The organism is Sphingobium sp. SCG-1, assembly GCF_002953135.1.
Classification (GTDB): domain Bacteria; phylum Pseudomonadota; class Alphaproteobacteria; order Sphingomonadales; family Sphingomonadaceae; genus Sphingobium.
In genome coordinates this window covers 1,998,870-2,013,529 of sequence record NZ_CP026372.1, presented here as the reverse complement: position 1 = coordinate 2,013,529, position 14,660 = coordinate 1,998,870, and the positions used below count along the sequence as shown (strand labels likewise).

Below are 14,660 nucleotides of genomic sequence, written 5' to 3'. Positions count from 1 at the left end.
GGCTTAGGAGGTCGGCTCGCCGTAAGTCTTGACCAGATAGGCTGCGATGATCTTCTCATCAGCCGGTTCGATCGGCGCACCATAGACTGCGATCATCTTGTGCACCTCGTCGGCCCAGAATTGCGCGCCCTTCCCCCGCGGCTGGGAACGGATATAGTCGAGCGAATGACATGCGGCGCAGTTGGTTGCCGCCAGGTCCGATCCCTCTCCTGCCGGAAGTGTGAGATCCTCCGTGTCCGGAAGTGTGTACGTCATGACCTTGGCCGGTGTCGCCGCCATCGACGCTATAGCCGCGACGGGCAAAGCGAGCATCAGGAACCGGGCATTCATGCGACCTGCACCCTTACCTTCTCGACAACGTTGCGGAGATAGCCTGCGGGATTCCAGAGCGCTTCCATTGGCTGCGTCTCGCCACTGTGACTGGTGGCGCGGACATGCACGGTCTGCTCGCCACGAGGAAGCTTCAGCGTCGCCGTCCAAGGCCTGAACGAATAGCGGCCGAGGTCTTCGCCCAACTCCGCCGTCGTCCAGTTTTTCCCGGCATCCAGCGACACTTCCACCTTCGTTATGCCAGCGCCCCCGTCGAAGGCGATGCCACGAAACGGGGTCGGCTTATCTGCTGTCATGCGCGCGTCATCGCTATGGTTGGTGATAAAGGAGCGCACGGCGAACCGGCCGATCGGCCGCGTGCTGGCAGGCTTGGTGCCGACGGGGACGCACTGACAGTCGTTGTCAGGCACGCGATACGCAGTCTTCATCCAGTAGCCGTCGAATGGCGCATCGAGCACTCGGATTTCGGAAATATGCTTGACCCAGTATGTGCCGAAGTAACCCGGCACGATCAGCCGGAGCGGATAGCCGTTTAAGAACGGCAGATCCTCCCCGTTCATCGCCCAAGCCAGCATCACTTCGCCATCGCGTGCATGATCGATTGCAAGCGCCTTTACAAAGTCCGCTACGCCCTGTCCCGGCGGGTTGTCGAGACCATTGAAACTGACCTGCTGTGCGCCGGGCTTGACCCCTGCCCGCTCCAGCACGGCTTTCAGCGGCACGCCTGTCCAGCGGGCGTTGCCCATCGCGCCGTTTGCCAACTGGCCGCCCGCAACGCGCGGCTCGAAAAAGCCGCGGCTGTTCCCCGAACATTGGTTGACTGCCACCAAATCCGTAGCAGCAGCCATACGTTTCAGATCAGCCAGTGAAAGCGACAGTGTCTTCTCGACATGGCCTCCAATTTCCAGACGATAAGCCGACATATCAATCGACAACGGTATATCCGAAAGATGATAGCGCACGAAGAAGGCATCATTCGGCGTCAGCACTCCTTCGTCAAATACGCTGAACGGCGTTTCAAGTTGCGGCGGGCGAGCGGTCAGACCGATCATGGGCCGCTTGCCGGGATACTGCACGAGTGGGCGCTCCCCATTGGCGAACGGAAGCTTGACCATCTCTGCCGCGGCACGCGTACCAAGCAACGCGGAGGCGCCCATCCCCGCCAGCAGTTCGCGCCTTTTCATAATCATCGGCTTACATACCATCAGATATCCCGCCATAACTTCTGGCCGGAGATTTCATTTCGCGCAACCGCCTTCCACAATGCGGCGCACTCGACGACAGCTCACAAAGGGGGCATCATGCCCGCACCTGCATTTTACGCTCTGCATGGATAATATTCCGCTTTGTTACGTTAATGCATCTGCATCAGATTTGGGGGGAATTGAAATGACAGACAGTTCGATCACCGTGTCACGCAGGGCGATGCTCGGAGGTAGCGCCGCGTTGTGTGCCACGCCCGGCTTTGCCACCGCAGCCGCGCCGAAGCCAGCAGAGGGCAAGATGGACCTTATACCCACAACGTTGAAGGTGAACGGCAAGGACGTTCGCTTGTCACTCGACCCGCGTACCACGCTGCTTGATGCCCTGCGCGAGCATATGCACCTGACCGGCAGTAAGAAGGGCTGCGATCATGGCCAGTGCGGCGCCTGCACTGTCATCGTCGAAGGCCGACGCATCAATAGCTGTCTTACGCTGGCCGTCATGCATGATGGCGATGAGGTTACGACAATCGAGGGGCTGGGAACGCCGCAGAAGCTCCATCCGATGCAAGCCGCATTCGTGCAGCATGACGGATATCAATGCGGATATTGCACGCCAGGCCAGATTTGCTCCGCCGTAGCGGTGTTGGGCGAGATAGACGCTGGCATTCCAAGTCACGTCACCGCCGATTTGGACAAAGTCAGCTATTCCGACGCCGAAGTGCGCGAACGCATGAGCGGCAACATCTGTCGATGCGCCGCCTACCCCAACATCATCGCGGCGGTCCGCGACGTAGCGCAGGGAACAAAGGCATGAAGGCCTTCACTTACGAGCGCGCTTCCAATCCCGCTGAAGCGGCTGCGGCTGCGGTCCGGAACCCCGGATCGAAGTTCATCGCGGGCGGCACCAATCTGCTCGACCTGATGAAGTTGCAGATCGAGACGCCGACGCACTTGGTTGACGTCAATCGCCTTGGCCTGGATAAGGTGACGGAAACGAAAGACGGCGGTCTGCGCATTGGCGCGCTCGTTCGCAACACCGATCTTGCGGCTAATAAGGTCGTGCGGCGGGATTACGCCGTATTAAGCCGGGCACTGCTATCGGGCGCATCAGGACAGTTGCGGAACAAGGCGACGACTGCGGGTAACCTGCTCCAGCGCACCCGCTGCCCCTATTTTTACGACACGACCAAACCGTGCAACAAGCGCAAGCCCGGCAGCGGCTGCGCGGCGCTCGCTGGGTATAATCGCAATATGGCGATCCTGGGCGCCAGCGCGGATTGTATTGCAACGCATCCCTCCGACATGGCGGTCGCGATGCGTCTGCTCGACGCTACGGTGGAAACAGTCACTGCGGATGGCACAACGCGGGCGATCCCGATGGCGGACTTCCATCGCCTGCCCGGCAATACGCCGTATATAGACACGGCGCTTGCGCCCGGCGAACTCATCACTTCGGTAGCGCTGCCCAAGCCGCTTGGCGGGATACAGATGTACCGCAAGGTCCGCGATCGAGCGTCCTACGCCTTCGCGGTGATCTCGGTCGCAGCGGTTTTCGATAAAGACGGCGGCGCGCGCTTCGCTTTTGGCGGCCTTGCGCACAAGCCCTGGCGCGTCGAAGCAGCGGACGCCGTGGCTTCACGGGGCGCGGCGGCTGTTGCCGAAACGGCGCTGGCCGGCGCGAAGCCGACGCCGCTCAACGCCTTCAAAATAGATTTGACGCAACGCACCCTTGCATCGGTGTTTGCGCAGAAGGACGCCGTAGCATGAAGTTCGATCAACCAGCCGCAGCGGAAAACCCTATCGACCGTGCCCGTGTCGTGGGCCAGCCGTTGTCCCGCATCGACGGGCCTTTGAAAGTCAGCGGCACCGCTCCCTACGCCTATGAACGGCATGACGTCGCGCCAAGCGCAGCTTACGGCTTCATGGTCGGCTCGGCCATTGCCAAGGGAACGATCAGCGCGATGGACACCCAGGATGCTGAAGCCGCGCCCGGCGTGCTGGCCGTAGTCACGCACGCAAACGCAGGCGCTTTAGGTCAGGGGAATATGAACACAGCCCGCCTGCTCGGCGGGCCGGATATCCAGCATTACGATCAGGCAGTCGCCCTCGTTATTGCGGAGACATTCGAACAGGCGCGCGACGCCGCGAAGTTGGTTCGGATCGACTATGCGTTGGACACCGGAAAGTTCGACTTGAAAGCGCAGAAGTCAACTGCGCTCGCGCCAAAGAAGGTTCAGGGTTCGCCCGCAGATACCGAAGTTGGAGACTTTGCCGGGGCGTTCAAAAGCGCTCCAGTGAAAGTCGATCAGACCTACACCACGCCCGATCAGAGCCATGCCATGCTGGAGCCTCACGCAACGACAGCGGCGTGGTCGGGCGACAAGGTGACGGTCTGGACATCGAACCAGATGGTGACGTGGGCGGTGAAGGAACTTGCCAAGACGCTCAAAATTCCGCCAGAAAACGTGCGCGTCGTGTCCCCCTATATCGGCGGTGGGTTCGGATCGAAGCTGTTTCTTCGAGCAGACGCCCTGCTGGCGGCACTTGGCGCGCGCGCTGTGAACCGTCCCGTGAAAGTCGCCTTGGCGAGACCGCAGATCCCCAACAACACTACGCATCGCCCCGCCACGATCCAGCGGCTGCGGATCGGCGCATCGAACGATGGCATCATTCAGGCAATCGGACATGAGGTTTGGGCAGGCGATTTGCCCGGTGGCGATGTGGAGAGCGCTGCTATGCAGACGCGCCTTCTCTATGCGGGCAAGAACCGGATGACGAAGCACCGCCTCGCGGTGCTCGACCTGCCGGAAGCCAATGCGATGCGAGCGCCCGGCGAGGCAGTAGGCCTGCTCGCGCTGGAGGTCGCGATGGACGAACTAGCGGAAGCCTGTAACGTCGATCCGGTCGAACTGCGCATCAGGAACGATGTTCAATTCGATCCGGAAGCAGGCCCTGAACGCCCCTTCTCCAGCCGTAAATTCGTCGAATGCCTTCGTGAGGGCGCTGTGCGCTTTGGTTGGGCAAAACGCAGCCCGAAGCCCGGCCAAGTGCGCGATGGACAATGGCTGGTGGGCATGGGCGTCGCGGCGGCATTTCGGAACAACCTTACAAATACGTCCGGCGCGCGCGTCGCCATTGACGGCAAGGGGCACATCACCGTTTCAACCGACATGACCGACATCGGGACCGGCACCTATACCATCATCGCGCAGACGGCTGCGGAGATGATGGGTGTCGGCATCGATCAGGTCACGGTGAACCTGGGCGACAGCAGCTTCCCTGCGTCTGCGGGTTCCGGCGGCCAATGGGGCGCGAACAGCTCGACGGCGGGCGTGTATGCGGCGTGCGACACCCTGCGCGGTCTATTGGCGCAGCGCGCCGGGTTCAATGCACAGGATGCCGTGTTCGAAGACGGCATGATAAAGGCCGCTGGCAAAGCCATTCCGATTGGCCAAGCGGCCGGACGTGAAGGCCTCACTGTCGAGGACAAAATCGAATTCGGTGATTTGGGCGACCGGTACGCGCAAGCAACCTTCGGCGCGCATTTCGCCGAAGTCGGTGTCGATATCTACACTGGCGAAACGCGCGTGCGCCGGATGAGTGGCGCCTTCGCGGCAGGGCGTATCCTCAATCCCAAGACGGCGCGGAGCCAGGTGATCGGCGCGATGACGATGGGGGTCGGCGCAGCGCTGATGGAGGAACTCGTCGTCGATACGCGCTTCGGCTACTTCGTCAATCATGACATGGCGGAATATCATGTGCCCGTGCACGCCGACATTCCGGAGCAGGACGTGCTGTTCATCGATGAACTGGACGACAAATCCTCGCCGATGAAGGCGAAGGGTGTGGGCGAACTGGGGCTTTGCGGCGCGGGGGCAGCGATCGCCAACGCGATCTATAATGCTACGGGCGTTCGCCTCCGCGAATATCCGATGACGCTGGACAAGGTTTTGGGCGGACTCGCTAGGGTCTGATACTCACACGCCGCCGAGCTTGCCGATAAGGGCTTGCGCGGCGGCGGGTGCCCGCACCTTCGCGCCGCTGATGAAATAGGCGAAGACATCGCCTTTGGTCGCCCATTCCTTAGCGCGGTCGACCCAGTGATTAATCTCGTCCGGAGTGTAGCCGGTCGGTTGCTCTTCCACCGATCTCATCAGCCGCGCATAAGTGAAATCGGTAGTGGCTGCGTCGATCAACGGATAGGTCTCATGATCGGCAAGAACGATGGCAACTCCGGCATTCTTAGCCAGATCGATAAAAATAGGATCGCGGAAACTTTCGTGCCGCACCTCAAGCGCATGTCGCAGAGGTACACCGTCGACGCTGGTTGGCAGCAGCGCTAAAAATGCACCCATATCCTCCGCGTCGAAGGCCTTTGTCGGTGCGAACTGCCAAAGGATCGGCCCGAGTTTCGCTCCAAGCTCCGCAATGCCCTGTTTCACGAACTTGTCGACGGACTCGCCGGCCTCTCCAAGCACCTTCCGATTGGTACAATATCGTGAAGCTTTGACGGCAAACACGAAGCCATCCGGCGCAGTATCCGCCCAACCTGCGAAGGTCTTGGGACTCTGCGAGCGATAATAGGTGCCGTTGATCTCTATCGTCGTCAAGTGCTGGCACGCGTAGGCAAGCTCGTCCTTCTGACGAAGATCTGCGGGGTAGAATGTTCCCCGCCACGGCTCGAACGTCCAGCCGCCGATACCCACACGAATGTCGCCCATAGCTCTCCTCCAGCGGTCACATGATTAAATCTAGTGGAAAGCGGCGCCTTTAGGAATGGACCAGTTCTGGGCAACTGGAGCGATTGCTCACTAAAGTATCTGAACGGACATCAGCCTTGATACCATCGCGTCGTTTCCTTGCGCCTTAGCCACAGTGATCGCGCTGTTTTCGGCTATATCTCTCGCGTGCGGGTCGGCTCCACTTGCAAGCAGGCGATCCACGATCGCATGATGGCCGAACAGAGCGGCCATCATCAGCGCCGTCTGCCCAGCATTATTCCTCGCGTCTGGAAGTGCGCCGGCGTCGAGAAGTAATGCAGCTACGTGCTCATACCCTTTAAACGCGACGCCCATTAGCGCGGTGTTGCCCCGCCCCTCATCAGCCTGATCGACATCGGCCCCATTTGACAGCAAAAGCGCAGTGGCTGCTTCATGACCATTGTAGCTGGCGAGGATGAGAGGCGTGTATCCTTTGGCATCGCTCGCGCCTATGTCAGCCCCGGCCTGGAGCAGCGCCGGTATGACATCGACCCGCCCCAGACGCGCAGCGTCGAACAACAGTTCCTGAAGGCGTCCGGTTGACGGCAGAGGCGGCAGAACCGGGTCGTCCGCCACCTCGCCCGTCCGCGCGTCATTTAGCATCAAGATCAACCTTCAGTTCACGCGGCCAGAAGCGGAGAGCCGCGATTGCATCGACAAATGCGGAAGCGTCCTTGGCTGTTGCGAGCGGAATACAGGCTTCATCGAGGTCATCCCGGATGCCGCCTTTTACGAAGATTGGCTCGGCTTCCTTCGTCAACCCGATGAATTTGCAGTGTCCAAAGGCATCGCGCACAAAATCCTGCGTAGCCGCATCGGACGCCAGCAGACCGGCACCCGCCTCTGATACCACCACCGCCACCGCGTCGAACAATATCGACGGACCGCCATCGATCTTCTGCTTGGCGGCGACCTTGGTCCCGTCGGACAGGCTCACCCCGCCTATCTTTGGAGCCACGACTTCGTACATCGCTCCCACCTTGTCGATCGCTTTGACCAGACCATTGAACAAGGCCGCATCCGCACCGTCGCTTAGCAATATGCCAAGCTTCCGGCCCTTGAAGGTTGGAGGACCGTTTTTGACAATCGAGAGTGCATCCGAAGGTGGGAGATCGGTAATAGTGGGACTCGCCGCCTGTGCAGGGGTAGGCAATTCCGGCAGACCGAGGCCATCCGCGACTTTTGCTGCAAGTGTCTCGTCGATGTTGAGCAAGTGCGAGACCATGCGTGCACGAATATCGGGACGCTCCACTTTGCTCAGTTCGAACACCAGCGCATCGACGATATGCTTCTGTTCAATAGGAAGCTGGCTGACATAGAATTGCCTGGCCTGGCTGTAGTGGTCGGCAAAGCTCTCCGGCCGGATTCGCAGTTTGCGGCCATCCTCGCTTGCGGCAAAGCTGGTGAAGCCGCGGACCGGATCCTCCCGTGGGCCACCCATGGAAGCGCCCCAGCTATTAGGTTCGTAATTCGCCCGTCCTCGCGGATTGGCCATCGCCATATGCCCATCCTGCTGGAAATGCGCGACCGGGGATTTCGGCGCGTTGATTGGGATATGCGTGAAGTTAGGGCCGCCGAGCCGCTTCAACTGAGTGTCGAGATAGGAGAAGTTGCGGCCCTGAAGCAGCGGGTCGTTCGTAAAGTCGATGCCGGGTGGCACATGCTGGGTGCAGAAAGCGACCTGTTCTGTCTCAGCGAAGAAATTATCGACCACCCGGTCGAGCACGAGGCGCCCGACGCGGCGGACAGGCAATATCTCTTCAGGGATGATCTTGGTCGCGTCCAGAACATCGAACGCGAACTGGTCGGCAAACGCCTGGTCGAATAACTGGACGCCCAGTTCCCATTCGGGAAAATCGCCGGCATTGATCGCGTCCCACAAATCGCGCCGATGGAAATCCGGGTCTGCGCCATTGATTTTGACCGCTTCGTTCCAAAGCACGGACTGAAGCGCCTGTTTTGGCTTCCAGTGGAACTTCACGAACGTGGATTGACCTTCAGCATCGACGAGGCGGAAGGTATGGACGCCAAAGCCCTCCATAGTACGGAAGGAGCGCGGAATAGTCCGATCCGACATGATCCACATGACCATGTGCATACTTTCTGGCGTCAGGCTGATGAAGTCCCAGAAATTGTCATGCGCCGTCTGCGCCTGCGGAAACGCACGATCCGGCTCAGGCTTGGCCGCGTGGATCAAGTCGGGAAATTTAATCGCGTCCTGAATGAAGAAGACGGGAATATTGTTGCCGACAAGATCCCAATTGCCCTCCTTTGTATAAAGCTTCACGGCAAAGCCGCGGACATCACGCGCGAGATCGGCGGACCCCTTTGAGCCTGCAACGGTCGAAAAACGGACAAAAGCAGGCGTACGCTCGCCTACTCGCTGGAAGATATCCGCACGTGTGACGTCCGACAGGCTGTCGGTCAGTTCGAAGTAACCATGCGCGCCATAACCCCGTGCATGGACCACCCGTTCAGGGATGCGTTCATGATCGAAGTGGAATATCTTTTCGCGGAAGTGAAAATCCTCAAGAAGTGTCGGACCGCGCGCGCCTTGTTTCAGGCTGTTCTGGTCATCCGCTACCGGCACGCCCTGCTGCGTCGTAAGAGCAGGGACGCCCCCGCCCGCGACCTGATGTGTCTCACCGCCCGAAGCCTGAGCTTCCGCGTAGGACATCGATATTTCGGCGTCTGCAGGGATGGGCGATGATTTCTGTAAAGACTCCCCGGAAAGTGGGGCGCCGGGGGCGATGTCCTTAGGTGCCTTGGACGTGTTGGAGCTTTTCTTGGGCGCTATCTTTTTCGGCATTTCGGCTCCTAAGGCTTTTGGGCGCGACATTTTCTGATTGAGGGCATTTCATGTCCGACCTGTCACGATCACCAAGTAACGATCGATGCGCGAGTAAGTTGCTATTCCTAAGCATCTTTGCCGATCGCTAACGAAACTAACCACGGGTTGCTTGGTATAAGGTCGATCACTCGATCGGCAGTTGCAAGCCGCCGCCTTGCATGATTAAGGTCACTCACTCAGTCAAATTCCATAACCCATTCATTAAGAGCCTGTTTCCGATGCTGAAGACCATGTTCGCTTCCTGTGCCGCCCTCCTTGCAGTGTCAGGATCGCTCTCCGCCTACGCTGCCGATAACGAGGGGAAGGACGAGGTCAAAACAGCGGCTAAGGAAGCCGCGAAAGCCGACACTGACCTCGCCGACTTTCCTGCTCCAAAATCCGCCAGGCAGTCTGCAACGATCGGCGGACGGCGGCTGGAATATGTCGCGACGGTCGGATCACTCCCCATCAAAGACGCCAAGGGTAAGGTTCTCGGCGAAGTAGTCTACACCGCATACACGGTTCCCGGCCGCGCCGCGCCCGACCGCCCGGTGACGTTCGCGTTCAATGGTGGACCCGGCGCATCGTCGGTCTATCTGAACCTGGGTGCAATCGGGCCGAAGAAGGTCCGCTTCGGCGACGCGGGAGACGCGCCCTCTGATCTGGCTGTGCTGCGCGACAATAATAATTCTTGGCTGGACTTCACAGACCTTGTTTTCATCGATCCCATCGGCACGGGGTTCTCCCGCAGCCGGGTGGATGAGGAAGCGACGAAGAAAGCCTTCTTCAAGTCCGACGAGGACATTCATTATCTCAGCCGCATTGTCTATGACTGGCTGCTCGCCAATAAGCGCATGACCAGCCGGAAGTATCTCGTCGGGGAGAGCTATGGCGGCTATCGCGTTCCCCGGCTGGCTTTCTATCTTCAGACCCAGCTTGGCGTCGGAATTTCGGGCATGACGCTGGTGTCGCCGTATCTCGACCCGCCGGCGATCGGTGAGGCCGACGCGCTTTCGCCCCTGCCCTGGATGATTAACCTCACGGCCATGGCGGCGGGCAATTTCGAGCGGAAAGGCACGCCGCTGAACGAGCAGACCATGGCTGCGGTTGAGCAATATGATCGCACGGAGTTTGTTGCGGACTTCCTTGCAGGCCCAAGAGACAAGCAAGCAACGGATCGGCTTTCGTCCAAGGTCGCCGAGCTGACTGGTCTCGATCCCGTACTGGTTCGGCGGATGAACGGCCGGGTCGATATCGCGACCTACTTACGCGAAATTCATCGTGCAGAGGGCAAGATCGGCTCGGTTTATGACTCGAACGTCACTGCCTATGATCCCTTTCCGGCCAGCGCGCAGGCCAATTACAACGACCCACTGCTCGATACGCTGATCGCGCCGACCACTTCGGCTATGGTCGACTTCGTCACCAACCAGGTAGGATGGAAAGTCGATGGCCGTTACAATGCTCTCTCATACGACGTGAACCGGCAGTGGGATCGGGACAACAGCGACAGCCCCGTCACCGACCTGCGAAAGGCGATCTCGATCGATCCCAAGATGCACGTCGCGATTGTGCATGGGTGGAACGACTTGTCGTGCCCCTATTTCGGATCGCGCCTGTTGATCGACCAGATGCCGGGCTATGGCGTCACAGATCGTGTCAAGCTGCACGTGTATCCGGGTGGCCACATGTTCTATTCACGCGACGACAGTGGCGCAGCGCTGCGCCGGGATATCATGGAGAGCTACGCGGCGCGCTGATTGGCGCCGCCATGCGGATGTCCTCAAACGAATTGAAAAACGTCCGCAGGTGCCATGGCGACGAAGCGGCCCGGCGCAGCATTGATCTCCGCCATTCGGGCCGCGAGCCGTGTGGCAGGTTCATCGCGGTCCTCATCGGTCAGTCTGAACGTGCTCCAATGGATGCCCAAGGCGGCCTTTGCGTCCAGGTCTAGCATGATCTGCACCGCTTCTTCGGGATCGACGTGCTGGGCAGCCATGAACCACCGGGGATCGTAAGCGCCGATGGGAAGCAACGCCAGGTCGACCGGCCCGAATTGCTGGCGCATCGCCCGGAATATACTGCCCGTGCCATAGCCGGTATCACCCGCGAAATAGATCAATTTGCCAGCCGCGCGCAGCATGAACCCGCCCCATAATACCACTCTGCATTGATCACGACCTGTGCCCATTTGCGGCGTCCTATTGTCATGATGCGCTACGGCTGATCGACAAGCCTGTTCCAAGCTTCGCAGCAGAGGTCGATGATATTGTCATGGGATGTGAAGATACGGTTGGATAGCCAGTTTTCGCGCATGAACTGTCAGACATTTTCTACCGGGTTGAGCTCAGGGCATTTCGGCGGCAGCGGAACGATTTTGGTATTCTCGGGCACTTCCAGCTTTCCGGTCATGTGCATCCGGCCTGACCGATCAGCAGCACGCCGTGGGCGCCCGGCTCGATAGCGAGCGATATCTCTGCTAGGTGCAGCGCCATGGTCTGGGTATTGCAGAACGGAAGGATCAGGCCAGCCCCCTTGCCGAGTTCGGGGCAGATAGCGCCAAAGATATAGGCTGATTTCGTCCTCTGATCCTTCAGCGCCGACGGTCGAGTGCCGGGGCGGGAGGGCTGCTTTTATCTTTGCCAACTCGGCTGCAAAGCCCCTTTTTTTGGAAGTCCTCCATAGCATATTCATTCTGGGTGTGGTGGCGTGGGCGCGCGGTCAGTTTGACATAACCCAACTTCTTCAACTCCCGCCCCACGGTCGTTTCCGTCAGGGAAACCCCAAATTCGTCATGGAGCCACCGCGCCAGGTCGATCAGTCGCCAGCGGACAACCCCATGGATCGCGGGATCGGGCCGCTTTCAAGGATCTCTAAAAGAGCTTGGCGCTGGGCATCATTCAACAAGGGGGGCTTGCCCGGTGCCTTGCCATCAAACAGTCCATTGGGCCTTGGGCATTGAACCGCACGACCCAATCCCGCACGATCTGTAGCGTCACCCCGCCGATCCGCGCCGCATCGCTGCGGCTCCCGCCACCATAAATTTCCGCCAAGGGCCACTAGCCGACGACCCTGGTTTGCGCTTCTGGTCCCGCGCGCTAGTCGTCTCAAGCCTGCCGCATCAAAGTCGTCCCGCAATACAATCGCTGCACCCATAGCAATACCCTCCAAACGGCACACATAGATTCAGAAATTCATCGCTCTGGAAATCCTCCAAATGAGTCAGGCTCATCGGAGAGCGGTATTAGCCAGGTGACAACAACAAATTACCAAGCGTGCGGATCAACTAAATTTTTTAAATAGTGGGACCCTGTCCCAGCTTTCGCCGGTTATGTCGCCCCAAGCGAAACGTTTCGCAGCCTTCTGTTCGCAATGTGGGCAATAGGGTGTCGACATCGCCACACCACAGTTACGACACACATCCTGCACAAACCAGTCTTCGTTAACGGGACCATCTGGAATAGAGGTGGCTGTCGATACTTTGATGCCAATGGCTTCGGCAAACCTCTGGTGCAAATTGAGCAACGCATCCCTCTCGCTACGACGGCTCGCAGAGCCATCCACTACAAACGCAGCAATAAACCTGAAGCTGCACAATGCCCAGATGACTGCTGAGTGGTGATGCTAACGTGCTGCGCTGGTCTATCGGTCGCCCCATCGCGGTCAATTAGACGACGAATCCAGCTTCCGGGTAGCGGACAGTCCGTAATTCTATCCGCTGGCGTCAACAATCGTTTGTGCAGAGATGAAGTGGCGAAGCGGTTGCGCTGTCAGGCTGTTGCAGTCGCATATGCCACTTCTAGGAGTAGGTGGTTTCCTCCCACCATGAACCGAGCTAGGCAGGAGGATGCGTCGTACATTGAGCGGCGGGCCGTGGTTGGCGGCAACCGTGGTGGTCCAATCGGAGTTTTGCAGATTATATCGTCGGTGTCAGTTGGGGATGAGCAGTCCGCTACCGCATGGTGGAAAAGGGGCGTCATTTATCAAATCTACCCGCGGTCGTTTCAGGACAGCCGTGGAGATGGCGTGGGCGATTTGTTTGGCATCGAAGCGCGTCTTGATCACATCGCTTCGCTTGGCGTGGACGCCATTTGGCTCTCACCGATCTTTCCCTCGCCAATGGCGGACTTCGGGTACGATGTTGCAGATTACTGTGCCATCGATCCAATATTTGGGGATCTGAATGCGTTCGACCGCCTGCTTAGCGCCGTTCATGCACGAGGGTTGAAGCTTATCCTGGACTTCGTCCCCAATCACAGTTCGGACCAACACCCTTGGTTCGTCGCCAGTCGCTCCTCGCGAAGCGATCCGAAGCGCGACTGGTACATATGGCGAGACGCAGCGCCCGATGGCGGGCCGCCTAACAACTGGATCAGCGACTTTGGCGGGTCTGCCTGGCAATGGGATGAGGCCACCGGGCAATATTATCTGCATGCCTTCCTGAAGGAACAGCCTGATCTTAACTGGCGCAATCCAGAGCTTCGTGCGGCGATGATGGACGTCCTACGCTTCTGGCTGGATCGCGGTGTCGACGGCTTTCGCATCGACGTGCTGTGGCATATCGTGAAGGCGGAGGGACTTCCCGACAATCCGCTCAATCCGGACTGGACACCCGCCCAGACCGAGCGCGACCGCTTGATCCAACTCTATTCGACAGACCAGCCCGAGGCCCATGCCATTGCTGCTGATATGCGTGGCCTAGCCGATAGCTATGGGGATCGCGTCTTGATAGGCGAGATATTCCTGCCGAACGATCGTCATGCGCGCTGGTACGGAACTGCCGAACGCCCCGAGGTCCATCTGCCTTTCAACTTTCAGCTTATCGAGAATGCCTGGGACGCCGCACGGCTGGCCAGCGTGATTGCGGAATATGAGGCGTCCCTGCCGATATCCGGCTGGCCCAATTGGGTCATGGGAAGTCACGACGCGCCGCGCATCGCCGCGCGGATCGGCGAGGCGCAGGCTCGCGTCGCCGCGATGTTGCTTCTCACCCTACGAGGCACGCCTACGCTCTATCAAGGCGACGAAATCGGGATCGGGAAGGTGGATATACCGCCCGAGCGCATTCGCGATCCCCAACATCTGCGTCAACCGGCACTCGACATAGGACGCGATCGATCGCGCACGCCGATGCCGTGGAATTCTTCCGCCAACGCGGGGTTTACGACCGGCGAGCCGTGGCTGCCGATCAATGCCGACTGGCCGGTCCGCAATGTTGCAAGGCAAGCCACCGATCCAGGATCGATGCTTACGCTGTACCGCGGCCTGCTCGCCCTGCGACGATCTACGCCCGCGCTTTCTATCGGTAGCTATGCCGCTGGCGCTGCCAAACGCGACGTGCTGGCCTATGAAAGAGCCTATGACGGGGACCGGCTGTTGATCGCGCTCAACCTTTCTGCACAGCCGCGTGAGTTAATGCTTCCATCTCACACGGAGGTAGTAGACGTGCTTGCTTCCACACTTGACCCACGCCCGTTAGAGGGCCGATTGCTCGGCAACGAGGGGCTAGTGCTGCGCCTGAAGGAAACCGGCTGA

At 59.3% G+C, this 14,660-nt stretch carries 11 protein-coding genes and 1 pseudogene; 5 read left to right on the top strand and 7 right to left on the bottom strand.

The window, feature by feature from the left end; translation table 11 throughout:
- Nucleotides 1-3 precede the first annotated feature (3 nt).
- Both C1T17_RS09285 and C1T17_RS09280 read right to left on the bottom strand, forming a co-directional pair.
- Nucleotides 4-330, bottom strand: coding sequence for a cytochrome C (locus C1T17_RS09285; RefSeq protein WP_223262880.1), 327 nt, complete (start codon nucleotides 328-330; stop codon nucleotides 4-6).
- A complete protein-coding gene (locus tag C1T17_RS09280) occupies nucleotides 327-1,514 on the bottom strand; it encodes a molybdopterin-dependent oxidoreductase (protein WP_223262879.1) in 1,188 nt (395 codons plus the stop codon). Before C1T17_RS09280 ends, C1T17_RS09285 begins: the two co-directional genes overlap by 4 nt.
- Before the next feature lie 205 nt (nucleotides 1,515-1,719).
- Between C1T17_RS09280 and paoA the strand changes: the two genes are divergently transcribed.
- From paoA to paoC, 3 genes are read left to right on the top strand one after another with little or no spacing between them, the layout of a single operon-like run.
- Complete coding sequence (paoA, locus tag C1T17_RS09275) at nucleotides 1,720-2,349, top strand: aldehyde dehydrogenase iron-sulfur subunit PaoA (protein WP_104953200.1); 630 nt, start codon at nucleotides 1,720-1,722, stop codon at nucleotides 2,347-2,349.
- Entirely contained in the window at nucleotides 2,346-3,302 is a 957-nt protein-coding gene (locus C1T17_RS09270) for an FAD binding domain-containing protein (protein WP_104953199.1), read from the top strand. Before paoA ends, C1T17_RS09270 begins: the two co-directional genes overlap by 4 nt.
- Nucleotides 3,299-5,509: an aldehyde oxidoreductase molybdenum-binding subunit PaoC gene (paoC, locus tag C1T17_RS09265; RefSeq protein WP_104953198.1), complete on the top strand. Its 2,211-nt coding sequence runs from the start codon at nucleotides 3,299-3,301 to the stop codon at nucleotides 5,507-5,509. The genes C1T17_RS09270 and paoC overlap by 4 nt, the downstream gene beginning before the upstream one ends.
- A 3-nt stretch (nucleotides 5,510-5,512) precedes the next feature.
- Here the strand turns inward: paoC and C1T17_RS09260 are convergent, their stop codons facing one another.
- From C1T17_RS09260 to C1T17_RS09250, 3 genes are all read right to left on the bottom strand, one after another.
- Nucleotides 5,513-6,256 carry a DUF72 domain-containing protein gene (locus C1T17_RS09260; protein WP_104953197.1) on the bottom strand — a complete coding sequence of 248 codons (744 nt, stop codon included), beginning with the start codon at nucleotides 6,254-6,256 and terminating at the stop codon, nucleotides 5,513-5,515.
- A 90-nt stretch (nucleotides 6,257-6,346) separates the two neighbouring features.
- Complete coding sequence (locus tag C1T17_RS09255; RefSeq protein ID WP_189338561.1) at nucleotides 6,347-6,898, bottom strand: ankyrin repeat domain-containing protein; 552 nt, start codon at nucleotides 6,896-6,898, stop codon at nucleotides 6,347-6,349.
- On the bottom strand, nucleotides 6,888-8,972 hold the full coding sequence (locus tag C1T17_RS09250) for a catalase (RefSeq protein WP_104953196.1): 2,085 nt from the start codon (nucleotides 8,970-8,972) through the stop codon (nucleotides 6,888-6,890). The genes C1T17_RS09255 and C1T17_RS09250 overlap by 11 nt, the downstream gene beginning before the upstream one ends.
- Before the next feature lie 392 nt (nucleotides 8,973-9,364).
- On the opposite strand from C1T17_RS09250, the gene C1T17_RS09245 reads away from it, so the two are divergent.
- A complete protein-coding gene (locus C1T17_RS09245; protein ID WP_104955111.1) occupies nucleotides 9,365-10,885 on the top strand; it encodes a S10 family peptidase in 1,521 nt (506 codons plus the stop codon).
- Between the two features lie 23 nt (nucleotides 10,886-10,908).
- On the opposite strand, the gene C1T17_RS09240 is transcribed toward C1T17_RS09245, so the two are convergent.
- Together C1T17_RS09240 and C1T17_RS09235 are read right to left on the bottom strand one after the other, a co-directional pair.
- The gene (locus C1T17_RS09240; protein ID WP_411269225.1) at nucleotides 10,909-11,370 is read right to left on the bottom strand and encodes an MBL fold metallo-hydrolase; all 462 of its coding nucleotides are present in this window, start codon (nucleotides 11,368-11,370) and stop codon (nucleotides 10,909-10,911) included.
- Nucleotides 11,343-12,281 (bottom strand): annotated as a pseudogene (locus C1T17_RS09235) (winged helix-turn-helix domain-containing protein). The gene C1T17_RS09240 and the pseudogene C1T17_RS09235 overlap by 28 nt, the downstream one beginning before the upstream one ends.
- Before the next feature lie 771 nt (nucleotides 12,282-13,052).
- Here C1T17_RS09235 and C1T17_RS09230 point away from each other — a divergent pair.
- Nucleotides 13,053-14,660 carry an alpha-amylase family glycosyl hydrolase gene (locus C1T17_RS09230; RefSeq protein WP_223262877.1) on the top strand — a complete coding sequence of 536 codons (1,608 nt, stop codon included), beginning with the start codon at nucleotides 13,053-13,055 and terminating at the stop codon, nucleotides 14,658-14,660.

What these genes read in the sequence shown, in the direction of transcription:
- C1T17_RS09270 (WP_104953199.1), top strand. Translation starts at nt 2,346, where the DNA reads ATGAAGGCCTTCACTTACGAGCGCGCTTCCAATCCCGCTGAAGCGGCT.
- C1T17_RS09280 (WP_223262879.1), bottom strand. Translation starts at nt 1,514, where the DNA reads ATGAAAAGGCGCGAACTGCTGGCGGGGATGGGCGCCTCCGCGTTGCTT.
- C1T17_RS09250 (WP_104953196.1), bottom strand. Translation starts at nt 8,972, where the DNA reads ATGTCCTACGCGGAAGCTCAGGCTTCGGGCGGTGAGACACATCAGGTC.
- paoA (WP_104953200.1), top strand. Translation starts at nt 1,720, where the DNA reads ATGACAGACAGTTCGATCACCGTGTCACGCAGGGCGATGCTCGGAGGT.
- C1T17_RS09285 (WP_223262880.1), bottom strand. Translation starts at nt 330, where the DNA reads ATGAATGCCCGGTTCCTGATGCTCGCTTTGCCCGTCGCGGCTATAGCG.
- C1T17_RS09260 (WP_104953197.1), bottom strand. Translation starts at nt 6,256, where the DNA reads ATGGGCGACATTCGTGTGGGTATCGGCGGCTGGACGTTCGAGCCGTGG.
- C1T17_RS09255 (WP_189338561.1), bottom strand. Translation starts at nt 6,898, where the DNA reads ATGCTAAATGACGCGCGGACGGGCGAGGTGGCGGACGACCCGGTTCTG.
- paoC (WP_104953198.1), top strand. Translation starts at nt 3,299, where the DNA reads ATGAAGTTCGATCAACCAGCCGCAGCGGAAAACCCTATCGACCGTGCC.
- C1T17_RS09245 (WP_104955111.1), top strand. Translation starts at nt 9,365, where the DNA reads ATGCTGAAGACCATGTTCGCTTCCTGTGCCGCCCTCCTTGCAGTGTCA.